The organism is Serratia sp. CY81684, assembly GCF_052166595.1.
Classification (GTDB): Bacteria; Pseudomonadota; Gammaproteobacteria; order Enterobacterales; family Enterobacteriaceae; genus Serratia; species Serratia nematodiphila.
Window position 1 is genome coordinate 94761 of the sequence record NZ_JBJNOO010000004.1, and the last position, 22626, is coordinate 117386.

At 62.0% G+C, this 22626-nt stretch carries 21 protein-coding genes; 8 read left to right on the top strand and 13 right to left on the bottom strand.

What is annotated here, in order from left to right; translation table 11 throughout:
- Positions 1-4: 4 nt before the first annotated feature.
- From lplT to ACJ8QF_RS15495, 3 genes are all read right to left on the bottom strand, one after another.
- Complete coding sequence (gene lplT / locus ACJ8QF_RS15485) at positions 5-1189, bottom strand: lysophospholipid transporter LplT (protein ID WP_049186871.1); 1185 nt, start codon at positions 1187-1189, stop codon at positions 5-7.
- Positions 1189-3342 (bottom strand): bifunctional acyl-ACP--phospholipid O-acyltransferase/long-chain-fatty-acid--ACP ligase, encoded by a 2154-nt coding sequence (gene aas / locus ACJ8QF_RS15490; RefSeq protein ID WP_265261391.1) that lies wholly within the window; start codon positions 3340-3342, stop codon positions 1189-1191. The genes lplT and aas overlap by 1 nt, the downstream gene beginning before the upstream one ends.
- Before the next feature lie 345 nt (positions 3343-3687).
- Positions 3688-5946, bottom strand: coding sequence for a molybdopterin guanine dinucleotide-containing S/N-oxide reductase (locus ACJ8QF_RS15495; RefSeq protein ID WP_442537668.1), 2259 nt, complete (start codon positions 5944-5946; stop codon positions 3688-3690).
- A gap of 220 nt (positions 5947-6166) precedes the next feature.
- On the opposite strand from ACJ8QF_RS15495, the gene galR reads away from it, so the two are divergent.
- The 3 genes from galR (at position 6167) to ACJ8QF_RS15510 (ending at position 7998) form a co-directional block, all read left to right on the top strand.
- Entirely contained in the window at positions 6167-7186 is a 1020-nt protein-coding gene (galR, locus tag ACJ8QF_RS15500) for an HTH-type transcriptional regulator GalR (RefSeq protein ID WP_004931832.1), read from the top strand.
- 159 nt (positions 7187-7345) lie between these two features.
- Positions 7346-7690 carry a type II toxin-antitoxin system RelE/ParE family toxin gene (locus tag ACJ8QF_RS15505; protein ID WP_004931830.1) on the top strand — a complete coding sequence of 115 codons (345 nt, stop codon included), beginning with the start codon at positions 7346-7348 and terminating at the stop codon, positions 7688-7690.
- Positions 7691-7695: 5 nt separating this feature from the next.
- Entirely contained in the window at positions 7696-7998 is a 303-nt protein-coding gene (locus ACJ8QF_RS15510) for a helix-turn-helix domain-containing protein (RefSeq protein ID WP_004931828.1), read from the top strand.
- Positions 7999-8025: 27 nt separating this feature from the next.
- Here ACJ8QF_RS15510 and lysA read toward each other — a convergent pair whose 3' ends face one another.
- Entirely contained in the window at positions 8026-9288 is a 1263-nt protein-coding gene (gene lysA, locus ACJ8QF_RS15515; protein WP_265261390.1) for a diaminopimelate decarboxylase, read from the bottom strand.
- 133 nt (positions 9289-9421) lie between these two features.
- Between lysA and ACJ8QF_RS15520 the strand changes: the two genes are divergently transcribed.
- The gene (locus ACJ8QF_RS15520; protein WP_016929930.1) at positions 9422-10345 is read left to right on the top strand and encodes a LysR family transcriptional regulator; all 924 of its coding nucleotides are present in this window, start codon (positions 9422-9424) and stop codon (positions 10343-10345) included.
- Between the two features lie 27 nt (positions 10346-10372).
- On the opposite strand, the gene ACJ8QF_RS15525 is transcribed toward ACJ8QF_RS15520, so the two are convergent.
- Positions 10373-11281: a LysR family transcriptional regulator gene (locus ACJ8QF_RS15525; RefSeq protein WP_015378928.1), complete on the bottom strand. Its 909-nt coding sequence runs from the start codon at positions 11279-11281 to the stop codon at positions 10373-10375.
- Positions 11282-11389: 108 nt separating this feature from the next.
- On the opposite strand from ACJ8QF_RS15525, the gene ACJ8QF_RS15530 reads away from it, so the two are divergent.
- Both ACJ8QF_RS15530 and ACJ8QF_RS15535 read left to right on the top strand, forming a co-directional pair.
- Positions 11390-12274: an MBL fold metallo-hydrolase gene (locus ACJ8QF_RS15530; RefSeq protein ID WP_442537669.1), complete on the top strand. Its 885-nt coding sequence runs from the start codon at positions 11390-11392 to the stop codon at positions 12272-12274.
- A gap of 74 nt (positions 12275-12348) precedes the next feature.
- The gene (locus ACJ8QF_RS15535; protein ID WP_004931818.1) at positions 12349-12996 is read left to right on the top strand and encodes a DsbA family protein; all 648 of its coding nucleotides are present in this window, start codon (positions 12349-12351) and stop codon (positions 12994-12996) included.
- Positions 12997-13024: 28 nt separating this feature from the next.
- On the opposite strand, the gene ACJ8QF_RS15540 is transcribed toward ACJ8QF_RS15535, so the two are convergent.
- Entirely contained in the window at positions 13025-13732 is a 708-nt protein-coding gene (locus tag ACJ8QF_RS15540; RefSeq protein WP_442537670.1) for a tetratricopeptide repeat protein, read from the bottom strand.
- 205 nt (positions 13733-13937) lie between these two features.
- Here ACJ8QF_RS15540 and ACJ8QF_RS15545 point away from each other — a divergent pair, with 205 nt between their 5' ends.
- Positions 13938-15665 carry an ABC transporter ATP-binding protein/permease gene (locus tag ACJ8QF_RS15545; RefSeq protein ID WP_442537671.1) on the top strand — a complete coding sequence of 576 codons (1728 nt, stop codon included), beginning with the start codon at positions 13938-13940 and terminating at the stop codon, positions 15663-15665.
- Positions 15666-15701: 36 nt separating this feature from the next.
- On the opposite strand, the gene agaF is transcribed toward ACJ8QF_RS15545, so the two are convergent.
- Genes agaF through agaR form a run of 6 tightly spaced genes read right to left on the bottom strand, consistent with a single transcriptional unit; the run spans position 15702 to position 20382 of the window.
- A complete protein-coding gene (gene agaF / locus ACJ8QF_RS15550) occupies positions 15702-16136 on the bottom strand; it encodes a PTS galactosamine/N-acetylgalactosamine transporter subunit IIA (protein WP_004931813.1) in 435 nt (144 codons plus the stop codon).
- Between the two features lie 10 nt (positions 16137-16146).
- A complete protein-coding gene (locus ACJ8QF_RS15555) occupies positions 16147-17040 on the bottom strand; it encodes a PTS system mannose/fructose/sorbose family transporter subunit IID (RefSeq protein WP_015378934.1) in 894 nt (297 codons plus the stop codon).
- Positions 17030-17809: a PTS N-acetylgalactosamine transporter subunit IIC gene (gene agaW, locus ACJ8QF_RS15560; protein WP_286093562.1), complete on the bottom strand. Its 780-nt coding sequence runs from the start codon at positions 17807-17809 to the stop codon at positions 17030-17032. Before agaW ends, ACJ8QF_RS15555 begins: the two co-directional genes overlap by 11 nt.
- Positions 17810-17823: 14 nt before the next feature.
- A complete protein-coding gene (gene agaV, locus ACJ8QF_RS15565) occupies positions 17824-18300 on the bottom strand; it encodes a PTS N-acetylgalactosamine transporter subunit IIB (RefSeq protein ID WP_004931808.1) in 477 nt (158 codons plus the stop codon).
- A 1-nt stretch (position 18301) separates the two neighbouring features.
- Entirely contained in the window at positions 18302-19585 is a 1284-nt protein-coding gene (locus tag ACJ8QF_RS15570; protein WP_342579286.1) for a D-tagatose-bisphosphate aldolase, class II, non-catalytic subunit, read from the bottom strand.
- Between the two features lie 23 nt (positions 19586-19608).
- Positions 19609-20382, bottom strand: coding sequence for a transcriptional repressor AgaR (gene agaR / locus ACJ8QF_RS15575; RefSeq protein ID WP_004931804.1), 774 nt, complete (start codon positions 20380-20382; stop codon positions 19609-19611).
- Positions 20383-20885: 503 nt separating this feature from the next.
- Here agaR and ACJ8QF_RS15580 point away from each other — a divergent pair.
- On the top strand, positions 20886-22106 hold the full coding sequence (locus ACJ8QF_RS15580; RefSeq protein ID WP_004931803.1) for a CynX/NimT family MFS transporter: 1221 nt from the start codon (positions 20886-20888) through the stop codon (positions 22104-22106).
- 183 nt (positions 22107-22289) lie between these two features.
- On the opposite strand, the gene ACJ8QF_RS15585 is transcribed toward ACJ8QF_RS15580, so the two are convergent.
- Complete coding sequence (locus ACJ8QF_RS15585) at positions 22290-22403, bottom strand: YmiA family putative membrane protein (RefSeq protein WP_049232362.1); 114 nt, start codon at positions 22401-22403, stop codon at positions 22290-22292.
- Positions 22404-22626: the final 223 nt, after the last annotated feature.

Consider the following 22626-nt stretch of genomic DNA (forward strand, 5'->3'; position numbering starts at 1 on the left):
CGTTTCACCGCCGCTGAGACCACCACAATGCGCTAATCGCCAGCGCAAACACCACGCCAAACCCTACGCCGACGCCCACCACCGGCACGCCCAGCTTCACGACCAAAGAATACAGGCCCAGCATCAGCAACATGGCAGCGTTTTCACCCAGGTTTTGCACCGCGATCGCATTGCCGGCGCCGACCGAATGTTTGCCCCGCTCCTGCAGCAACGCATTGAGCGGCACCACGAAGAAGCCCCCCAGCATGCCGATGATCGCCAGCAAGACGTAGGCATTGAGCATGGTCGTTTGCAGCGCAAACACCGCGACCGCGACGCCGATAAGGATCCCGGCCGGCATGCAGCGTTTCACCGTCCTAAGCGTGACGAAGCGCGCGGCGGCACCCGCGCCCACCACGATGCCGACGGCCACCATGGCGTTCAGCAGCGTCGGCGTGGCGTTATCGGCGATGCCAAGCGCCACCGGCACCCACAGCACCAACAGAAAACGCAGCGTCACGCCGGCCCCCCAAAACAGGCTGGTGCCAATCAATGAGAAACGCGTCTGCCCATCGCGCCATAATGTGACGCAGGCGGTAAAGAAACTGTTCGTCATGGCCCGCGGCCGCCATGAAGCCCCTGGGCGCGCCGCCGCCAGACGTGGAATATACAGGTTAGCGACCACCGCCCCCGCGTAAACCAACGCGCAGGCCGCCAGCGCCGCGACCACGTGCCAGTCCGCCAGAATACCGCCGGCCACCGAACCGGTCAGAATGGCGGCGATGGTCGAGGCCTCCATCAGGCCGTTGGCCTTGACCAGCTTCTCGCCGCTGGTGATCTCGCCCAGAATGCCGTATTTGGCCGGAGAATACGCGGCGGCCCCCACGCCGACCAGGCTGTAACCCAGAAACGGGTTCCCCCCAAAACAGATCACCAACGCCCCCGCCAGCTTCAGCGCGTTGGCGAACATCATCACCCGCCCTTTGGCGAAGCTGTCGGCCACCTGGCCGACAAACGGCGCCAGGATGATGTAGGTGGCGACGAAGGCCATCTGCAGGATCGGCTGGCTCCAGTCCGGATACAGCTGCTGCTTGATCAGCGCCAGCGTGGCGAACAGCAACGCATTGTCGCCGAACGCCGAGAGGAACTGCGCGCTGATCACGGCGATCATGCCGCGTGACAACAAAGGGGATTCGGTCGAAGGATTCATCAGGCACTCTCCGGCTGTTCGGCCATATGACGCAGGGTGACGAAATCAGGTTTGCCGCTGCCGAGCACCGGCAGCGTTTTCAACAGGCGAATATCGCGCGGCACCGCCAGCTCCGGGCTGCCCAGCTCGCGCGCCACCCGCAGCAATGCCTCGCGGGTAATAGCGGGATCGGTGGTGAACAGCACCAGCGCCTCGCCTTTGCTGCTGTCGCTTTTGACCGTGGCGGCATGCAGTTTTTCCGGCGACAGCCGTTGCGCCAGCAATTCGACGCTCTCCAGCGACACCATCTCGCCCGCCAGCTTGGCGAAGCGCTTCACGCGTCCGCGAATGGTGCAGTAACCCTGCTCATCCAGGCTGACGATATCGCCGGTATCATACCAACCCGGCTGCAGCACACCGTTCGCATCTTCCGCCGCCGGCGGTTCCAGCTCACCGGGACGTTCAACCCGCAGATAGCCTTTCATGATATTCGGCCCCTTCAGCTGCAGGCGGCCGCCGTTATCGATGCCCGGCACCGCGATCAAACGCGCCTCCATCTGCGGCATGATGCGGCCAACGGTGCCCACCTTGGTTGCCAGCGGCACGTTGATCGACACCACCGGCGCGCACTCGGTCACGCCATAGCCTTCCAGAATGCGGATGCCGTATTTATCCTGATAGATCTGTTTGGTGCTGTCCGCCAGTTTCTCCGCGCCGGCCACCACATAGCGCAGGCGGGCGAAATCATACGGATGCGCGAAGCGCGCATAGTTGTTGAGGAAGGTCGCCGTGCCGAACAGCACCGTGCAGTTACGGTCATACACCAACTCCGGCACCACGCGATAGTGCAGCGGGCTGGGGTAGAGGAAAATGCGGCTGCCGGTAAGAAGCGGCGTCAGCAGCCCCACCGTCAGGCCGAACGAGTGGAACAATGGCAGCGATGACATGAAACGGTCGCGCGGCGTGAAATCGGCGATGGTGCGAATTTGTTCTACGTTGGCCAGCAGGCTGGCATGCGAATGCACCACGCCCTTGGGGTGGCCTTCGGAGCCGGAAGTGAACAAGATCAGCGCCGCGTCCTCCGGGCGTTGCGGCAACGCCGCGCGCTGCGGTTGCAGCAAGTGCCGCAGGATCCACAGCTTATCCGCCAGCGTGACCGTATCTTTCAGATCTTCCAGATACACCCAGTTAGCCTGCGGCACCTGTTCCGGCAGGTGGGTCAGCTTGCCCTTCTCCAGGAACTGGCGCGAGGTGACGATGGTCTTGATGCCGGCGGCGGTCATCGCGCTGTTCAGGCCGTTGACGCCGGCGGTGTAGTTGAGCATCGCCGGAATGCGGTTGCGCAGCGAAGCGCCGAAGATCGCCGCTGCGGTGATGGTGGCGTTGGGCAACAGCAGCCCGACGTGCTCCCCTTCGGCGGTAAAGCGCTGCAGAATGCGGCTGACGCCCAGCGATTTCTTGATCAGCGTTTGGTAGCTGTCCTCTTTGAAAGCGATGTCTTCGATACAGGGCTTGCGGCGCCCATAGCGCTGCTGCGCCGCCAGCAAGGCATGGAACAGCGTCTGCGGTTCGCGCGTCTCCATGCGCGCCCGCATCATGATCTGCATCAGCCGATCGCCCGCCAGCGCCCGACGCTCGCGCGCACGCGGCGCCTCCGGCATCGGTAGCGTGGTCGGCGGCAAGATGCGGATGCTGATTTGCGGAAACCAGCGGATCTTGAACACCCCGGCCATGCGGCCGAACGGGCTGAATTCGGGGCCGTCGATCCGCACCGGCACCACGGTGGCGCCCGATTTGGCGGCGATAAACGCCGCGCCGTCGTAGATTTTCATCAGCGCGCCGGTTACGGTGATGCGCCCTTCAGGGAACACCACGATCGGCCGCCCCTGTTCGACCATGCGCACCAGCTGCTTGATGGCCATCGGCTTGGTGGGATCGAGCGAGACGAAATCGATGTAAGGCCGCAGCCAGCGCATAAACCAGCTCTCGCCGATGCTGGCATAGACCGCAAACACCGGTTTTATCGGCAGGAACAGCGCCAGCAGTACGCCGTCGAGGAAAGAGACGTGGTTCGGCGTAATCAGTAATTTTTGCCGTTCGAAGTGCTGGACGTCCCCTTCGACCCGTACCCGAAACAACAGGCGAAACAGCGCGCGCAGCAGTGAAAAGATCATGCCCTTCTCCCTTGGCCATGGAGGCGTAAATCGTTGTAGGGAAAAGAATACTATATGGCAGGCAAAAAAAAACCTACGCATCCGCGTAGGTTGGTGCAATTGAAAATGGCTTCAACATACAGAATATGCTGATTTCTCACCAATCAATACCTCTGGGATCACCTACTCTAGAGAGATGGCGTGCAGGAAACTACCGTCGAATCGCAAGAGTTCTGCTCCAAATGCAACCAGCTGTAAATTTCCCGCGATCTGCTGTAATAACTCAATGAAACTTAAACCTTCCCGCAGCGACGAAAAAATAAATATAACAACGACGAGCCAGTGACCCAGACGTGAAATCTTCACTCATCGCGCGCTGACCTCGACCAGACAGCTCATGGCGTTCGGCCCCTGCGTCAGCGGCGAGGTGCCGATATCCAGCGTCAGCACATTCGGGTTGCCCGCCTGCTCGAGCGGCCGGCGCTGCGCGTCGAAACCCGGCTCGAACCAGGCACCGGTCGCCATCAGCACCACGCCGCGCGTCACACCATCGGTGAGCGATACCCCCGCCAGACAGCTGCCGCGCGCATTGCTGACCAGCACTTCGGCGCCGTCCGCCACGCCGCGCGGCGCCGCATCGTCCGGATGCATATACAGGGTTTCGCGCCCGGCGGTCTTGTTGCCCTGCGCCAGCGGCGCCGGATCCATCTGGCTATGCAGGCGATCGCTCGGCTGAATGGAGATCAGGTGCAGCGGCCAGTTTTTGGCCTGCGGCGCACCCAGCCACTCCACCGGCGGCCGCCACTGCGGATGCGGAGCGAAATCTTCGTAGCGATAGCCGGCGATCCGCTCGCTGAACAATTCGATCTTGCCGCTGGGCGTTTGCAGCGGGTTAACCTGGGGATCGGCGCGAAACGCGTCAAAAAATACAAACTCTTTGGCCGGCGCGGGCAGCTCGACATAGCCCCGTTGCCAGAACGCCTCAAACTCGGGCCAGGCGACGCCGGCGCGCTGCTGCGCTGCGCCGCATTGCCGATAGATAGCTTCGATCCAGGCGCGCTCATCGCAGTTTTCGGTAAAGCGCTCGCGATAACCGAGACGCTCGGCCAGATCGGCGAAGATATCGAAATCGTTGCGCGCCTGATGCTGCGGCGCAATGGCCTGATGCATCGCCAGCACGTAGCGATCGCGCGACGAGCCGCCGATGTCGTTGCGCTCCAGCGAACTGGTGACCGGCAACACGATATCCGCCATCTTGGCCGCCGCCGTCCACCAGATATCTTGGACGATCACCGTATCCGGCTTCTGCCAGCCCTCCACCAGCCGATTCAACTGCTGATGATGATGGAACGGGTTGCCGCCGGCCCAGTGCACCAGATGGATATCCGGATAATGCCGCGTCTCGCCGCAAAATTGATAGGCTTCGCCGGGGTGCAGCAGCATGTCGCAGATGCGCGCCACCGGGATCGCCAGCCCGGCCGGGTTATCCCCTACCGGCATGGTCGGCGCGGGGGTATCCACGCGTGGATTGCCGACGCCGTTCATCGAGCCGTGGCCGAACGAGAAACCGCCGCCCGGCAGCCCCACCTGGCCCAGCATCGACGACAGCGCGATCATCATCCAGTACGGTTGCTCGCCACGATGCGCGCGCTGCACGGAGTAGGAACAGGTGATAAAACTGCGCACGCCGATCAGCTGCCGCGCCAGCAGCGCTATGCGCGCCGTCGGAATGCCGGTGATGGCGCTGGCCCAGGCCGGCGTTTTCGCCACGCCGTCGCTCACGCCGTTCAGGTAATCCGCCAACTGTTGATAACCCACGCAGTGGCTGTGCAGGAAGTCTTCATCCTGCGCGCCCAGCCGCTGGATTTCGTAAGCCAGCGCCAGCATCAGCGCCACGTCGGTATTCGGCCGGATCGGGATCCATTCCGCATTGACGAACTCGGGGCAATCATCGCGCATCGGGCTGATGTTGACCACCGGCGTGCCCTTGCGCGCCAGCTTTTGCAGCCAGGGCTTGAGCGCATGTTCCGCCGCGCCGCCGGAAGAGACCTGAGCGTTTTTCAGCGCCAACCCACCAAACGCCACAAACAGCTCGCAATGCTCCACCACGCTCGGCCAACTGGTGACGCGCCCGGTCAACGGCGAGAAAGTGCCGATCACATACGGCAGAAAGAACTGCGCTGCGCCCCAGCTGTAGTTGCCCTGCTGATCGACCCCGCCGCCGCCGCTGAAATAGAACCGCCGCACCAGCGAGCGGGCATGGTGCAGCCGCCCGGCAGACGACCAGCCATAAGAGCCGGTAAACAACCCGGAGGCGCCGTAGCGCTCGCGCACCCGACGATTCTCCTGCGCCACCAAATCGAGCGCCAATTCCCAGTCCACCTCGACGAAATCTTCCCTGCCGCGCAGCGTACGGTCGCTGCCCTCGCGCTTTTGCAGCCACGAGCGGCGCACCGCCGGCTTGCGAATGCGTTTGTCGGAGTAAACCATCGGCGCGATGGAATCGAGCAGCGGCGAAGGGTCGGGATCGTCGACGAAGGGTTCACAACGGATAAGCCGGCCGTCTTCAACCACGGCGGTATAAGCGCCCCAATGGGCGAGCTGCGGATAGCGTTTAATGGACATGGCGTTCTCGGCGCAAATCGGAATGCACAGACGTTACCTCAGCCCACCGCCGGTGCCAACGTACAAATTGCGCTATCGTTCGGTAGCAGTTGGTTATGCGTACAGACTCGAAGAGATTCTGCAACCGCCGCCACAAGTTGCGCACGAGACCGCTTGCAGCCCCGGTTTTTTTCCGCAAAACTGGGGGATGTAAGCGATTACCCAGGATGTGTTGACTGATATGGCTACGATAAAGGATGTTGCCAGGCTGGCGGGGGTTTCCGTGGCCACGGTATCCCGCGTGATAAACAATTCCCCCAAGGCCAGCGAAGGGTCGCGCACCGCGGTGCAGGCCGCGATGGAACAGCTGCAGTATCACCCTAACGCCAACGCTCGGGCGCTGGCTCAGCAATCCACCGAGACGCTGGGGCTGATCGTCTCCGACGTTTCCGATCCCTTCTTCGGCGCGATGGTCAAAGCGGTCGAGCAAGTGGCCTACGCCACCCACAATTTTCTGCTGATTGGCAACGGTTACCACGACGCCGAAAAAGAGCGTCAGGCGATTGAACAGCTGGTGAGGCACCGCTGCGAAGCGCTGGTGGTGCACGCCAAAAGGCTGAGCGATCAGGAACTTTGCGGCTGGATGCAACAGATCCCGGGCATGGTGCTGATCAACCGCACGCTGCCGGGCTTCGAAACGCGCTGCGTGGCGCTCGACGATCGCTACGGCGCCTGGCTGGCAACCCGTCATCTGATCCAGCAAGGGCATCAGCGCATCGCCATCATCTGCTCCACCCACCAGATTTCCGACGCCACCGATCGTCTGCAGGGCTATCTCGACGCGCTGCGGGAACACGGCATTGCGGTGGATGAAAAGCTGATCGCCTACGGCGAACCGGACGAGATCGGCGGCGAACAGGCGATGACCGAATTGCTCGGCCGCGGCCGTTCGTTCTCCGCCATTACCTGCTACAACGATCCGATGGCCGCCGGCGCGCTGTCGGTGCTGAGCGATAACAGCGTCGACGTACCGGGGGAAATTTCGCTGATCGGTTTCGACGACGTGCTGATTTCGCGCTATCTTCGGCCGCGCCTGACCACCATTCGCTACCCGATCGTGGCGATGGCGACCCAGGCGGCGGAGCTGGCGCTGGCGCTGGCCAACCGGCAACCGCTGCCGGAAATCACCAACATGTTCAGCCCGACGCTGGTGCGCCGCCACTCGGTCGCCACCCTCAACAACGCACACGAACAGCCGTAATTCCCGCCGCCGCATGGGTGAGCCGTCACCCATGCGCTCAGATTGCGCAGCCCGCCGCATTTCCCGCTTTTGGATTTTTTCCGCTCCCAGCGTTCGTGCATATTGTTGGCACAATAACCTTTACACTATATAGCATAAACGCTATATTCGGAGCGCGTCATGTGGCAAGTGGTGACCGTCGAACGGTTTGACGACTGGTTTTTAGCGCTCAACAACGCCCAGCAAACAAGCATCCTGGCGGCGATCTACAAATTGCAGACGTTCGGTCCGCAATTGGCGCGGCCGCATGCCGATACGCTGCATTTTTCCGACGCGGTCCGGCAGTTGAAGGAGCTGCGCATTCAACATCGCGGGCGCCCTTTCAGGGTGTTTTTCGCCTTTGATCCACAGCGGCAAGCGGTATTGCTGTGCGGCGGCGATAAAACCGGCGACAAACGCTTTTACCAGCGCATGTTGCCCATCGCCGCCATGGAGTTTTCACATTATCTGGCAACCCGGAGGTAATGCAGATGGCCAAACCTTTATCCCAACTGATCGATAAACTCGATCCCGCCGTCGTTGCCGCCGCCAGGCAAAAAGCGGATCAGGAGATTTTCGAGCTGCGGCTGGCGATGCTGAGGGAAGAGTTGGCGGTTTCTCAGGTTGAATTGGCGAAGCGGCTCGGCATCAGCCAACCCTCCGTCGCCAATTTGGAAAAGCGCGGCAGCGAAATCAAACTGTCGTCGCTCAAACGCTATATCGAGGCGATGGGCGGCACGCTGTCGCTGGATGTGCAATTGCCCAATGGCCAGCACCGCCGCATGACGCTGTGAAGCGGGCGCCAGGCGCCCGCCCGCTGATCAGATAAGTTCCAGCGCGATCAGTTCTTCGATGGTTTGGCGGCGGCGGATCAAACGCGGCTCGCCGTTTTCGAACAGCACTTCGGGCAACAGCGGACGGCTGTTGTAGTTGGAGGACATCGACGCGCCGTAGGCGCCGGTATCGTGGAACACCAGATAATCGCCGATCTGCACCGGCGGCAGCTCGCGGGTTTCCACGCCGCCGCCCGCCTGCTGGGTAAACACGTCGCCGGATTCGCACAACGGCCCGGCGATCACCGTGTCGCGCAGCGCTTGCCCCGAGGTATCGCGCCCATCGGCCGGCAACAGCGAAATATGGTGGTAACTGCCGTACATCGCCGGGCGCATCAGATCGTTAAAACCGGCGTCCACCAGCACGAAGTGGCGGCTGCCCATGTCTTTTACCGCCCGCACTTCGGCCACCAAGACGCCCGCTTCCGCCATCAGGAAACGCCCGGGTTCGATCTCCAGCTGTACCGGATGCCCCAGATGCGCGGCGATGCGTTCACGCGCCCGGTTCCACAAACCGAAATAGTGTTCGGTATCGATCGCCTCTTCGCCGTACTGATACGGGATAGACAGGCCACCGCCGGCGGAAATGGCGCTGATGTCATGACCGAGATCGATCACCTGCTGCACCATCGCATCGCAGACCCGCTCCAGATGCTGGTAATCGACGCCGGAGCCGATATGCATATGCACGCCGATCAGCTTCAGGCCGTAGCGGCGAATTTTCTCCACCGCCTGCGGCAGGTCGGCATACCAGATGCCGTGCTTGCTGTTCTCGCCGCCGGTGTTGGTTTTCTGGCTGTGGCCGTGGCCAAACCCCGGGTTAATGCGCAGCCACACCGGATGCCCTGCGGAAACCTGGCCGAGCTGATCCAACATATCGATGGAACCGGCGTTAACCGGGATCTTCAATTCGCTGACGCGCGCCAGCGTGGCATGATCCAACACGTCCGCGGTAAACACGATCTCGCTCGGTTCGCCTCCTGGCTGAAAACCGGCCTGCAGCGCCCGTTCGATCTCGCCCAGCGACACCGAATCCACCTTCACGCCCTGCTCGCGCATCAAGCGCAAAATATGAATGTTCGAACAGGCCTTCTGCGCGAAACGAATGGTGTCGAAGTGGCGCAGCTGAGCGATGCGCTGGCTGATGATGTCCGCATCATAGGCCCAGACCGGGCAACCGAAACGCTGCGGTAAGGTCAGCAGGTTAGCGGCGTTCAACGCGGTGGAGGTGTCGTGCAACGGGCGTGGCATGGCGATATTCCCAATTCGAAAATGACGGCAGATAAAGCCATAGTGCCGCACGCTGAATCGAGTGGAAAATATCTATTTAGCCGTAGTCTATTCATTTATGATATGGCTTTCTCTACAGTCGAGCGGCCTCGCCATGCACAGTATCTCTTTGCGGCAGATCGAAATCTTTCGGGCGGTGATGACCACCGGCAACCTGACCGAGGCGGCAGCCCTGCTGCAAACCTCGCAACCGACCGTCAGCCGCGAGCTGGCGCGCTTTGAAAAGCTGATTCGGCTGCAGCTGTTCGACCGGGTGCGCGGGCGTTTGTCCCCCACCGTGCAAGGGTTACGGTTGTTCGAAGAGGTACAGCGCTCCTATTACGGCCTCGATCGCATCGTCAACGCCGCCGCCGGCATCCGCCAGTTTCAGCAGGCGCAGCTGTCGATCGTGTGCCTGCCGGTATTCTCCCAATCGCTGCTGCCGGCGGTGTGCCAGCCCTTTATCGAACGTTATCCGGAAGTCAGCTTCAGCGTGATCCCGCAAGAGTCGCCGCTGCTGGAAGAGTGGCTGTCTGCCCAGCGCCACGATCTCGGGCTGACGGAAACCACCCTCACGCCGGCGGGCACCGAACGGGTGACGCTGATGACGTTGAACGAAGTGTGCGTGCTGCCGACGGGCCACCCGCTGCTGGTAAAAGACCAGCTGACGCCGCAGGACTTCGCCGGGCAAAACTTTATCAGCCTGTCGAGCACCGACAGCTATCGCCACTTGCTGGATGCGCTGTTCGCCGAGCAGGGCGTCGAGCGCCGCATGGTGATGGAAACGCACAGCGCGGCGTCGGTGTGCGCCATGGTAAGAGCCGGCGTAGGGGTGTCGATCGTCAACCCGCTGACGGCGCTCGACTATGCCGGCAGCGGCGTGCACGTGCGGCCGTTCAGCATCGACGTGCCGTTCACCGTCAGCCTGATCCGGCCGCTGCACCGCCCTTCATCGGCGCTGGTCACGGCCTTTATCGACCATCTGCATCAGCAGGCGGCACGCTTCTCCGCCCGGCTGGCCGCCGCTGTCAGGCGCTGAAAGCGGCCAGGGAATATTGCCGAGACCTTAGCGCAGCGTCGCCTGCCACTGCGGATCGGTGGCGAACCACTCCACCAGAAAGTCCAGCATGGTGCGCAAGGTGGCGGGCATCTGGCGACGCGAGGTGTAGATGCCGTAGATGCCCATCGACTGCGGCCGGTAATCCGGCAACAATTCGACCAGTTCGCCGCTGGCCAGCAGCGGGGCCGCCGAATAGTAGGGCTGCATGGAAATGCCCGCGCCCTGCACCGTGCCGGCCATCAACACCACCGACTCGTTGGCGCTCAGGTTGCCGCTGACCGCCACCGCCGATTTCACCCCCTGAGCATCGAAGTGCCACAGGCTTTTGCCGAAATAGGAGTAGGTCAGGCAGTTGTGCAACGCCAGATCCTGCGGTTGGCGCGGGGTGCCGTGTGCCGCCAGATACGCCGGCGCGGCGCACACCACCGATGCGCAGGTGGACAGCGGACGGGCGATCAGGTTGGGATCCAGCTCGTTGGTGATGCGCAGCGCCAGATCGATGCGCTCTTCCACCAGGTTCACCGCCCGGTTGTTCATCTGCAGATCGACCGCCACCTGCGGGTGACGCTTCAGATACTGAGCGACCGCCCCCACCAGCGCCGTTTGCCCGAGCGACTGCGAACAGGTAATGCGCAGCAGGCCGCGCAGTTCGTCGCTCTGCCCTTCCTCCACCAGGTCGATCTCTCCCGCCAGCGCCAGCATTTGTCGGCAACGTTCCAGAGTACGCTCACCGGCGTCGGTCAGACTAAGCTTACGGGTAGTGCGGTGCAGTAAACGCGCGCCGGCCCATTGCTCCATCTGCGCCAGGTAGCGCGTCACCATCGCGCGCGACATCTCCAGCGTTTCCGCGGCGGCGATCATGCTGCCGCGATCGACGATGGTGACAAAAACTTCAGCGGCGGTAATGCGATCCATGATTAGTCCGATTTATGCAACGAATAATTGCTTATTATCCGGTTTTTCTATCGCTTTATGCAACCTAACATCGTTACAACATTAACCGATACCTAAGGACCTCTGCCCATGTTTAAGAAATCACTGTTAACTCTGGCCTTCACCGGCGTCGCCACCCTGAGCACCTACGCCACCGCTGCCGATACCCTGACCATGGAAGTGTATAACCCGGGCGAGAAAAGCGTGTTCCCGGTGTCTTCCGAAATCGTCAGCGGCCAACACGAAGTGGCGCTGATTGACGCTCAGTTCCAGCGTAACGATGCCGAAGAGCTGGTGAAAAAGATCAAGGCGACCGGCAAGAAGCTGACCACCGTTTATATCAGCCACTCAGACCCGGATTTCTATTTCGGTCTGGACGTGATTAAGGCGGCCTTCCCGGAGGCGAAAATCATCGCTTCGCCTGGCACCATCAAGGACATCAACGCCACCAAAGACGGCAAAGTCGCCTATTGGGGCCCGATCCTGAAAGACAACGCGCCGAAAACCGTGATCGTGCCGCAGCCGCTGCAGGGCGACAGCTTCACCATCGACGGCCAGAAAGTGGAAGTGAAAGGCCTGAACGGCCCGACCCCCGATCGCACCTTCGTCTGGATCCCGGCGCTGAAAGCGGTCGTGGGCGGCGTCGCGGTCGCCGGTGACAATATCCATCCGTGGATCGCCGACAACCAGACCGTGGAATCGCGCCAGCACTGGCAGCAGACGCTGAAAAACATCGAAGCGCTGAAGCCGCAGGTCGTCGTGCCGGGCCACTTCCTGCCGGGTGCCGCACCGACGCTGGCATCGGTGCACTTTACCCAGAAATACCTGACCACGCTGGAAGCCGAACTGCCGAAGGCCAAGGATTCCGCCGCGCTGATTGAAGCGATGAAAAAACACTACCCGACGCTGAAAGACGAATCGAGCCTGGAACTGAGCGCGAAAGTGCTGAAAGGCGAGATGAAGTGGCCGCAATAAGCGCCCCTGCGTGATTGAGCCAGCCCTGGCGCCGCGGCGAGCTGCCGCGCGCCAAGCGAGGAGTAAAAGTAAAGATGACCGAAACCACTCTGCATTACATTTTCGATCCGCTGTGTGGCTGGTGCTATGGCGCCGCGCCGCTGGTGAAAGCGGCTCAGAGCCTCCCCGGGCTGAAGATCGTGCCGCACGCCGGCGGCATGATGACCGGCAACAATCGCCGCCAGATCACCGACGAGTGGCGCAACTACGTCATTCCGCACGACAAACGCATCGCCGAAATGACGGGCCAGCCGTTCGGCGAAGCCTATTTCAACGGCCTGCTGCGCGACACCACGGCGGTGATGGATTCCGAACCGCCGATCACCGCTATCCTGGCGGCGGAAAAGCTGTCTGGACGCGGGCTGGATATGTTGCACCGCATTCAGCAGGCACACTATAAGGAAGGCCGGCGCATCGCCGACACGCCGGTGCTGGAGGCGTTGGCGAAAGAGCTGGGGTTGCCTTCGGCGGCGTTTATCGCCGAAATGCGCTTCAACAGCGGCGCACCGACCGCGCAGCACATCGCGGAAAGCCGGGCGCTGCTGGCCAAAGTGCAAGGCCAGGGCTTCCCGACCTTTGCGCTGCAGGATAGTGATGGCCGCCTGCATCTGCTGCCGGCCGGCAACTATCTGGGTAATGTGGAAGCCTGGAAAAACCTGCTGGGCGCCGCCGCGCTGGCGTAACCCTCCTCGCCCCGGTTGTCGGGGCGGGTCATTCGACCCGCACGAATCGCCCTTCCGCCCGCACGTTGTGGCCGAACCCGCAATCCCCCCGCGTATGCATCTCCAGCGCTTGTTCGCCAAACGCCATCGTCACGTCGCAGACCTGCGCGCTGTCCGCTTCATGCTGGTGGTAGACAGCCTTGCCGTGTTCGATCGGCAGCTCGGCGGTGAAGTCGCCCATGTTCGGCCCGTAATACAGCCCCATCTGCGGCATGGCGTAGCCGGAGAAATCGATCAGCCAGCGCTCGCCCTGCGGCTTCACCACCACTTCGCTCCACACGCCGCGCCCGGCGTATTGCCAATATACGCCGCCCGGCCCCTGCGGCTGCGGCCGCTGCGCCAGCCGTTGGCGCAACAGGCTCAGGTTGTGCTGCGATTTGTCATCGTGCGGCGCCAGCGCCAGATAGGCCTGCGCCTTGAGCAATTCGCCGGCGTGCATCAGCGACAACGCCACGTTGTTGTAAGCCGTGGCGACGGCCTGCTCGCTCAAGCCGCAAAACTCGCTCCAGGCCGCCTGATCGCGAAAGATGTCGGCGGCTTTGGCGTAATCTTGCCGCTGATAGGCCTTTTTTCCCAGTTCGGCGTAGCTCGCCACCTTTTGGCAGTCGGCGGCGATGTCCGGCTCGTCAATGTGCGCCCAGGCCCGGGCGCTGGCGAAGACGCCGCAGGTCAGCAACAGGGGAAACCAAGCCTTCATCGTTTATCCTTTCTGCAAAAATTCGGCGCCAGTATAACCGCCCGGCGCCGGAGTGTATGCCGCAATTGCGCCCGCCAGCGTGCCGCTGACGATTCAGCCGCCTTATTTCAAACGGTTAGCGGAGTCAAAACTGCTTACAGTCGCGGTTTGTTTGTTACCGGCCCGCAGCCCATGCTGAACAAAATACCGCAATTATCGAGCAGTTATGAACGCAACCCCCTTGCAGAAACACGCCGTGTGGCAGCTGATCAAACCCTTTTGGGTGTCTGAGGAGCGATGGCGCGCCTGGGCGATGCTGATCGCCATCGTCATCCTGTCGCTCGGTCTGGTCTATATCAGCGTGCAGATCAACCAGTGGAACCAGGTGTTCTACGATGCGTTGCAGAACAAAAACTACCCGGTGTTCAAGGCGCAGCTGTGGCGCTTCACCTATCTGGCGCTGATCTTCATCGTGCTGGCGGTCTACAAGATCTACCTGACTCAGGGGCTGCAGATGCGCTGGCGGCGCTGGATGACGGAAAAGTTCATGGGAAAATGGCTGGCGCACCAGGCGTATTACCATACCGAGCAGCAGCAGATCGTCGATAACCCCGACCAGCGTATCGCCGAAGATCTCAACGTATTGACCCAATATACCCTGTCACTGTCGCTCGGGCTGCTCTCCAGCCTGGTGACGCTGTTTTCCTTTATCGACATTTTATGGCACGTCAGCGGGCCGATGACCTTCGCGCTCGGTCAACACGCCATCACCTTGCCCGGCTATATGGTGTGGTTCGCGCTGCTGTATGCGGTGCTGGGATCGCTGCTGATCTGGTGGGTCGGCAAACCGCTGGTCATGCTGGGCTTTAACCAGGAGCGGTATGAGGCGAACTTCCGTTTCGGCCTGATCCGCATCCGCGAAAACAACGATGCCATTGCGCTATACCACGGCGAACCACGCGAGGCGCAACAGTTGGGTAGCCGTTTCGACACCATTCGCAGCAACTGGTGGGCGATCATGCGCATCACCCGGCGGCTGAACATCGCCACCAACTTCTACGGCCAGTTCGCCATCGTGTTTCCCCTGCTGGTGGCGGCGCCGCGCTACTTCTCCGGCGCCATTCAGATGGGCGGCCTGATGCAGATCGCCTCGGCCTTCGGCCAGGTGCAGGGTGCGCTGTCGTGGTTTATCGACGCGTTTAACGACTTGGCGACCTGGAAAGCCTGCGTTAACCGTTTGGCCGGCTTCAACGCCGCCGTCGATCAGGTTCACCATCAGCCGCGCGGCATTCAGTTGCGGGAAGAGAGCGCCCATCCGTTGACGCTGGATAACCTCAGCCTGAACTTGCCCGACGGCCAACCGCTGCTGGCCGGTGCCGAGATGACGCTGCAACGCGGCGATCGCCTGCTGATCGTCGGCCCTTCCGGCTGCGGCAAGTCGACGCTGCTGCGGGCCATCGCCGGTATCTGGCCTTACGGCGCGGGCGCCATCGGGGTGGCGGCCAACGCCAACACGCTGTTCCTGCCCCAGCGCAGCTACATTCCGATCGGCACGCTGCGCGAGGCGCTGAGCTACCCGAGCCTGGCGTCAGAATACAGCGACGAACAGTTGATGCGGGTGCTGGAAAACTGCCGTCTGAAACACCTGCAGCGCTGGCTGGATACCTCCGCCAACTGGAGCCATCGCCTGTCGCCGGGTGAGCAACAGCGGCTGGCGTTCGCCCGCGCCCTGTTGATTCGCCCGAACCTCCTGTTCCTCGACGAAGCCACCAGCGCGCTGGACGACGAAACCGAGCAACTGATGTACTGCCTGCTGGTGGATGAACTGCCGGACATGACGCTGATCAGCGTAGCGCACCGCAACAGCGTGGCGAAGTACCACCAGACCTGCTGGCGCTTCAGCCGCGGCGAAGACCAACCGGCGCGCCTGGCGCTGAGCCCGTTGCCGGCATAACTCACGAAGCCGGGCGCAGGCGCGCCCGGTTTTCGTTCAGATGCCATCGGCCTGTGCGTCTTCGCACTTCACCCGGCGGCGTTCATGCCACAGGCTGGTCAGCCCGCGTTTACCGCACGCCAAAGCCATCTCGCGAAATTCATCCAGGCTCAACCCGTCGCGCTCCAGCATCATTTCCGCCGCCAACTGCATGTTGACGCCGGTCAGCACTTCACAATCGCCCTGCGCATCCGCCAGCTCGCAGGCGCTGCGAAACGGCGAACCACCGAGCATATCGGTCAGGAACACCACACCGTCCGGCTGCGCCACCGCCGCCAGCGCCGAGCGTAAGGCGTCGTTGAGCTGCGCGGTACTCATCTGTTCGGGGAAATCGACCGCCGCACAGTGCCGCTGCGGCCCCACCACCTGTTCCACCGCCTGCAACAGCCCGGTGGCAAAGCCGCCGTGGCCGGTAATCACAATGCCTGGCATAGCCCGCTCCTCACAAAATACCGATAAATTTGCCCGCCACGCCGATGACTACGGTGACGCCAATCAGCTTCACCGGCGAGAATCCGCGCTTCATCAGGAAGAAAATGAGCAGCGTGAAACACAGCGGCAACAAGTTGGGCATCAGCTTGTCCAGCACGTCGGTCTGCAGCGCCACGCTGGCCTTGCCGGCATGCATCACCAGCGGCGTGGACAGGTGCACATACGAGGCCACCAGCGCGCCGATCACCGTCATGCCGACGATCGACGCGGCGTGAGAAATGCGCCGGGTGTGGGTCTTCAGCAGCGCCAGCGCGCTGGTGCCGGCCTGATAGCCGTAGTGCGCCAGCCCAAAACGCAGGCCGAAGTGGAACAGGTTGAACAGCAGCAGGAAGACGATCGGCCCGAACAGGCTGCCCTCCAATGCCAGCGAAGCGCCTATGCCGGCGCAGATCGGCAGCAGCGTCAGCCAAAACAGCGCGTCGCCGATACCGCCGAGCGGCCCCATCAGCGCCACTTTCACCGCGCGAATGGTGGAGATCTTCTCCTTGTTCTGCTCCATCGCCAACACCAAACCGGACAGGAAGGTGACGTCGAATGGGTGCACGTTGATAAATTCCATGTGCATCTTCATCGAGTTGGCCAGATCCTGCGGGTTGCGGTGGATCTTGCGCAGCCCGGGGATCAGCTGATACAGCCAGCCGCCCGCCTGCATGCGCTCGTAGTTGAACGACGCCTGCAACAGCAGCGAACGCCAGGCCATGCGGTTGATGTCGCCGCGCGTCAGCGCTTCGGCGGGCTGGCTGTCCAGATAATCGTCCTGTTCGACCTGGCTGGTGGCCAGCGCCTGCGCCATGCGCTGCTCGGCTTTTTGCGCCAGCAGATCGTCGGAATCGTTAAATGCCATCTTCGGCGTCCTCCTGCGGAGCGGGCCGGGCGGTTGCCTCTGCCGCGCCGCGTTGCGTGTTGAAGAAGTCGATCAGAGCGATCGCCAGAGCCCCCAGCGCCACCGCCAGGATCGGCAGCTTGAGAAACGTGACCGAGATGAAACCGAGGATAAAATAGGCCACGTAGGTTTTTTTCATCATCACTTTCATCAGCAGCGAGAAACCGATCGCCGGCATCATGCCGCCCGCCACCGCCAGCCCGTCCAGCAGCCAGCCCGGCGCCTTCTGCACCATGGCGCTGGCCGCGTCGGCGCCGAAGTAAATCGGCAGGAACGCCACCACGAAATAGAAGATGAACAGAATGCTGATGCCCAGGTAATTCACCCGTTCGATGCCGCGCCAGTTCAGCGCTTGCACCATGCGATCGCAGCGGTGCATCATCGGTGAAAACAGCGTAAACAGCAGCGTGATGCAGCCCTGCACCGCAATCGAGAACGGCACCGCCACGCCGATCGCCACTTTAGGATCGGCCTTGGTCAGAATGGCGAACGCGGTGCCGATCACCCCGCCGATCACCACGTTCGGCGGTTGGGCGCCCGCCAGCGGCACCATCCCCATCCACACCAGCTCCAGCGTGCCGCCCACCAGCAACCCGGTGTAGACATCGCCCAAAATCAGCCCCACCAGCGGCCCCATCACCACCGGCCGGTGGAAGTGGGTCAGACCGTCGAACAAGTCAACCCCCGCCAGCCCGGCCAACAGCGCAATCAATAACGCATCCGTCAACATGCTTTCCCCCTAGCTCAAAAGAGCAGTTTGCCGATCGCCTCGCCCGCTTCATCCGGCACCCGGCGCACTTCGCACTCCACGCCCAGCTCCGCCAGCGCGCGGAACGCGGCCACGTCGCCGTCGTCCAGCGACACCGTTTTGTGCACCTGCCGCTTCCCCTCGGCGAAGTGCATATTGCCGACGTTGACGAAACGGATCGGCACCCCGCCGCGCACCAGCGTCAACACATCCTGCGGCGTTTTGCACACCAGAAAGATCTTCTGCCGATCCGCCGCCTTGTGGATCACGTCAATGGTTTTCTGCAGCGTGAAATAACGGGTCTGCACCCCTTCCGCCACCACCATGTCCATCAGGTTCTGCTGCACCGGATCGGCGGCAGCCTCGTCGTTGGCCACCACCACCAGGTTGGCGCCGAGGGTATTGGTCCAGGTCACGCCTACCTGGCCGTGCACCAGGCGATTGTCGATGCGGGTCATTAAAATGTTCGGCATATCAGCGGCCCTCCGGGTAACAGGCGGCGTGGTAATCGTCGAGCACCTGCGTCACTTTATGCAGCACCCACTCCTGCGGATCGGCGCTCAATTCGCCGGCGTTCAGCGCCCGCGCCTGATCCGGCAGGTACTGGCTGAGCAGCGCCAGCGGCGCCGGGCTGCGGCGCAGGTTGTCCAGCAAACCGTCGACCGCCTGCTGCACCTGCGGCTGCGGCCAGTAGTAACGCACCCGATCGCTCAGGCTGTAGTGGCGATCGAGGTACTGTTGGTGCGGCGTGCCGTGGTAATAGCGGCTCCACTGCTGCGGCTGCTCGCGCATCACCTGCTCCAGCGTGGCGCACAGCTGCGCCGACTGGCGTTCCCCCAGCCATTCGCGTTCGATGCGATCGAGGGCGAACAGCGCTTCGCGCAGCGCGAAGGTCAGCGCCGGCCCCACCTTCAGGATGGCGAAATGATCGCGCACCAGTTGGCGGTAAGCCTGCGGCGGCTGATAGTCCGTGGAGTGCGCTTCATAGATCATGCCCGGCTGCCGTTCAATGAAATGGCTCAATGCGTCGGCGCGCTGTGGCTGGTAGTGCTCAACGCTGTGGTGATCGAACTCGACGCCCGGCTGCACCACCAGCGCGATAGTTCGCTGCCAGGCATCGTTCAGCTCGGCCTTTTGCCAGGCGATACGATGTGTTTCCAGCGTTTGCGCCACCGCCTGCGGCGTGGTGACCTGCAGACCCGCCAGCGCCTCCTGCGCGCCGCCCGGCACCGGCACTTCGGTGCCGATCACATAGACCGGCGCTTCACCGCCGCTCTGCGCCCAGGCGCGTTCCGCTACCGCGCACAGGCGCGCCGCCCGCTCGGCAACCGTGGCATCCCCCAGAGGCGAGGGATCATCGGCGCACGACATGGAACAATCGAGGTGAATTTTGCGAAATCCGGCGCGAACGTAATCGTCTATCAAGGTTTCCGCCAGCGCCATCGCTTCCTGAGCCGGGCGATCTTGCCAAGCGTTGGGCCCCAGATGATCGCCGCCCAGCCACACGCGCTCGCGCGCCAGGCCCACTTCATCCGCCAGACGCCAGAGCGCATCGCGGAACTGGGTCGCCGTTTGGCCGGTATAGCCGCCGAACTGATTGACCTGATTGGACGTCGCCTCCACCAACACCGGCGTGCCACGCGCTTTGGCCTGCCGCAGCGCGGCCTTCAGAACCCAGGGATGGGCGGAACAGACGGAAAAGATCCCGACCGGCATACCGGCCTTGTGCTGCTCGACAAGCTGTAACAACTGCTGCATGAAGCCCCCATGCAGGCGCCGTGCTACCGATCGGCGATGATGACCTCAACGCCCAGCTCGGTTAACGCCCGCTCGTAATCGTCCGGAAGACGGCTGTCGGTGATCAGCCGATGGATTTGTCCGGCTTCGCGAATCATGCAAAAGCTTTTGCGACCGAATTTGCTGGCATCCGCCACCGCGATAATCTCGCGCGCCACCTCGCACATCACGCGATTGAGGTGCGCTTCACCGGGGTGAGGCGTGGTGATGCCGGCGCTCAGATCGAACCCGTCGACGCCCAAAAACAGTTTGTCGAAGCGGTACTGACGCAATTGCTGCTCGGCAGCCGGACCGTAGAGCGAGTAAGAGTTGCGGCGCACGCTGCCCCCCAGCACCATGACTTCCACCCCGTCGTTTCCCGAAAGCTCGTAGGCAATGTTCAGCGCATTGGTCATCACCACCAGATCGCGCCGCCCCTTCAGGAACGGCACGATCTGCGCGGTGGTTGAACCGGAATCGAGGATCAGCGCATCGCCGTCGCGCACATAGCCGGCCGCCGCGTTGGCGATCAGCGTTTTGACGTCGCGATTCAACCGCCCTTTGTCCCGCAGCGGCCGATCGAAAGCGAATTGCTGATTGAGCATCGCGCCGCCGTAAGCGCGCAGCGCACACCCTTTTCGTTCCAGAAAGCGCAGATCGTTGCGGATCGTCACCGTGGATACCGCAAACTGTTTGCTGAGCTGCTCCACGCGCACGCTGCCGTGTTCGCATAACAGATCGATAATGTGTTCACGTCGCTTTGCGGTATTCACTGGCATGAGCTGCGGTCCTCAGGTTTCCGGCATCGCCGGGGAGAAGATGGCTTTCGCTCTACTGCGCTGGCATTACAGCAAAGCGAAAGCAATGAAATTGTGATCGGGCTTACAGCCCCGTTTTAGCAAAAAAACCGCCAAAAAACCTTTCGAATCGAAACGGATCGAAAATCCTAAAAGCGGAAGGGGGGAAAAGTGAAATGCCATGACGGGCGATACCCCCCGGAGCGCTGAGGCGTGGGCTGCACGGAAAGCGAAAGCGACGCATGGTGCGCCCCGCGCCATGACTTTTAGTTCACTCAGTGACCAGGATCACATAATGGCAATTATCCGTCGGCCGGCGGGGATTAACCGCCGCCATCCCGCCGGGCCGTCCCCTTGTCAGCACGAGCCATCTTCCCTACACTGGCGAACGGATACCGTCGATTTTCGGTACGTAAGCGTTAACGTCAATCAACGCATCACGCCATGCAGCACTGATTGACTGCATGCCCTGGTGCGAGGAACCCATGCCGCAACCCGCTTCACCCCCAGCGTCCACCGCGACCCCGCGTCGCCGGTTACACCGCCCTATTCTGCTGATCGTCGGCATTATGCTGATCGCGGCCAATTTGCGCGCCGCCCTGACCAGCGTCGGCCCGCTGCTAGAGCAGATCCAGCAACAGCTGGCGTTGTCCGCCACCGCCGCCGGCCTGATCAATTCGCTGCCGCTGATCCTGTTCGCCATCCTCTCGCCATTGACCCCGGCGCTGGCGAAACGCATCGGTATCGAGCGCACCTTGGGCCTCGCCCTCGCGCTGCTGATCTGCGGCATCGCCCTGCGCTCCCTGCCGCAAGACGCCATGCTATGGCCGGGCAGCATCCTGATCGGCGCCGCCATCGCCTTCGCCAACGTGGTGCTGCCGACGCTGGTGAAAAGAGATTTCCCGCATCGCGCCGCCGCGATGATCGCCGCCTATGCGGCGGTGATGTCGCTGGTTGCCGCCATCGCTTCCGGTTTGGCCGTGCCACTGGCTTCGCTGGCCGACCTTGGCTGGCGGTTCTCCTTGTTATGCTGGGGCTTGCCTGCGCTGTTGGCGCTGCTGGTGTGGTTGCCGCAGCTGCGGCGCTCCGCCACACCCGCCGCTAAAGAGCCGCAGCCGACGGAGCCGCAACGCTATCGCTCTCCCTGGGGCAGCGCGCTGGGTTGGCAAGTGGCGATGTTCATGGGGCTGCAGTCGATCGCCTTCTACACCATCATCGGCTGGTTCAGCGCTTTTGCCGCCAGCCACGGCACCTCCGCTCAGCAGGCGGGTTTCGAACTGTTCGTTTACCAGGTGGTGGCGATCGTCGCCAACTTTGTCATGGTGGTGATTTTGCCGCGGGCGCGCGATCAGCGGGCGATAGCGTTGGGCAGCTCGCTGCTGATCTTCATCGGCGTCGGGGGATTATTGGTGCAACCCGCCAGTTCACTGGTGTGGCTGACGTTTGCCGGGTTGGGGGCGGGGAGCTCGCTGGTACTGGCGCTGTCGTTCTTTGGATTGCGCAGTCAGCATCATCATCAGGCGACGCTGTTGTCGGGTATGGCGCAATCCGTCGGTTATCTGTTGGCGGCGCTGGGGCCCACCCTATTCGGCCTGCTGCACGATCTGACGGAAGGCTGGCGCTTGCCGTTGATCGCCCTGCTGGGCCTGACCGTCTTGCAAATGCTGTTCGGCGCGCTGGCTGGCCGCAGCCGCGTGATCAGCTAACGCTGCGGCGCAATGGGGGCCGCACGGGCTCAGAGTCGGTGTCCTGCCATAAATCATCAATAAAGGCGCGCTGCTCATCGCTCAGCACCCATGACGGCGGAATTTTGGACTGTGCGCGACGCTCAGCGCCCTCTCGGTTTTTAGCCTGCTTTTTGTTCACGAATCGCCTTCCTGCTTAACCTGCTAACTCAGTAACCAGTAAATCACGGCGGCGGTTAACAGCCAGAACAGCCCGCTACCGATAAACACACACAGCCATGCTCTACGTTTGATATCCGATCCATCCTTGCTCACCACAGCGCCCTCAACCAATAGATTAAACCGTTCAAACAATAATTATTGATCTGTTTTAACGATCAATAAAGTCGTTTTTTCCTATGGAAATTTAAAAAACAGCTGCTAGCCATAGACCTGCATCACCGCCTCAGTAAGAGCGGCACCGTGGATATCACTGTTATCGGCAGGCGATAACTTGATTTGATAGGCGAACGAACGTGCAGTGTGCCATACCTTGAAAGGT

Bases quoted from the DNA above. Each gene is read 5' to 3' on its own strand.
- lplT (WP_049186871.1), bottom strand. From the start codon at position 1,189: ATGAATCCTTCGACCGAATCCCCTTTGTTGTCACGCGGCATGATCGCC.
- aas (WP_265261391.1), bottom strand. From the start codon at position 3,342: ATGATCTTTTCACTGCTGCGCGCGCTGTTTCGCCTGTTGTTTCGGGTA.
- ACJ8QF_RS15495 (WP_442537668.1), bottom strand. From the start codon at position 5,946: ATGTCCATTAAACGCTATCCGCAGCTCGCCCATTGGGGCGCTTATACC.
- galR (WP_004931832.1), top strand. From the start codon at position 6,167: ATGGCTACGATAAAGGATGTTGCCAGGCTGGCGGGGGTTTCCGTGGCC.
- ACJ8QF_RS15505 (WP_004931830.1), top strand. From the start codon at position 7,346: ATGTGGCAAGTGGTGACCGTCGAACGGTTTGACGACTGGTTTTTAGCG.
- ACJ8QF_RS15510 (WP_004931828.1), top strand. From the start codon at position 7,696: ATGGCCAAACCTTTATCCCAACTGATCGATAAACTCGATCCCGCCGTC.
- lysA (WP_265261390.1), bottom strand. From the start codon at position 9,288: ATGCCACGCCCGTTGCACGACACCTCCACCGCGTTGAACGCCGCTAAC.
- ACJ8QF_RS15520 (WP_016929930.1), top strand. From the start codon at position 9,422: ATGCACAGTATCTCTTTGCGGCAGATCGAAATCTTTCGGGCGGTGATG.
- ACJ8QF_RS15525 (WP_015378928.1), bottom strand. From the start codon at position 11,281: ATGGATCGCATTACCGCCGCTGAAGTTTTTGTCACCATCGTCGATCGC.
- ACJ8QF_RS15530 (WP_442537669.1), top strand. From the start codon at position 11,390: ATGTTTAAGAAATCACTGTTAACTCTGGCCTTCACCGGCGTCGCCACC.
- ACJ8QF_RS15535 (WP_004931818.1), top strand. From the start codon at position 12,349: ATGACCGAAACCACTCTGCATTACATTTTCGATCCGCTGTGTGGCTGG.
- ACJ8QF_RS15540 (WP_442537670.1), bottom strand. From the start codon at position 13,732: ATGAAGGCTTGGTTTCCCCTGTTGCTGACCTGCGGCGTCTTCGCCAGC.
- ACJ8QF_RS15545 (WP_442537671.1), top strand. From the start codon at position 13,938: ATGAACGCAACCCCCTTGCAGAAACACGCCGTGTGGCAGCTGATCAAA.
- agaF (WP_004931813.1), bottom strand. From the start codon at position 16,136: ATGCCAGGCATTGTGATTACCGGCCACGGCGGCTTTGCCACCGGGCTG.
- ACJ8QF_RS15555 (WP_015378934.1), bottom strand. From the start codon at position 17,040: ATGGCATTTAACGATTCCGACGATCTGCTGGCGCAAAAAGCCGAGCAG.
- agaW (WP_286093562.1), bottom strand. From the start codon at position 17,809: ATGTTGACGGATGCGTTATTGATTGCGCTGTTGGCCGGGCTGGCGGGG.
- agaV (WP_004931808.1), bottom strand. From the start codon at position 18,300: ATGCCGAACATTTTAATGACCCGCATCGACAATCGCCTGGTGCACGGC.
- ACJ8QF_RS15570 (WP_342579286.1), bottom strand. From the start codon at position 19,585: ATGCAGCAGTTGTTACAGCTTGTCGAGCAGCACAAGGCCGGTATGCCG.
- agaR (WP_004931804.1), bottom strand. From the start codon at position 20,382: ATGCCAGTGAATACCGCAAAGCGACGTGAACACATTATCGATCTGTTA.
- ACJ8QF_RS15580 (WP_004931803.1), top strand. From the start codon at position 20,886: ATGCCGCAACCCGCTTCACCCCCAGCGTCCACCGCGACCCCGCGTCGC.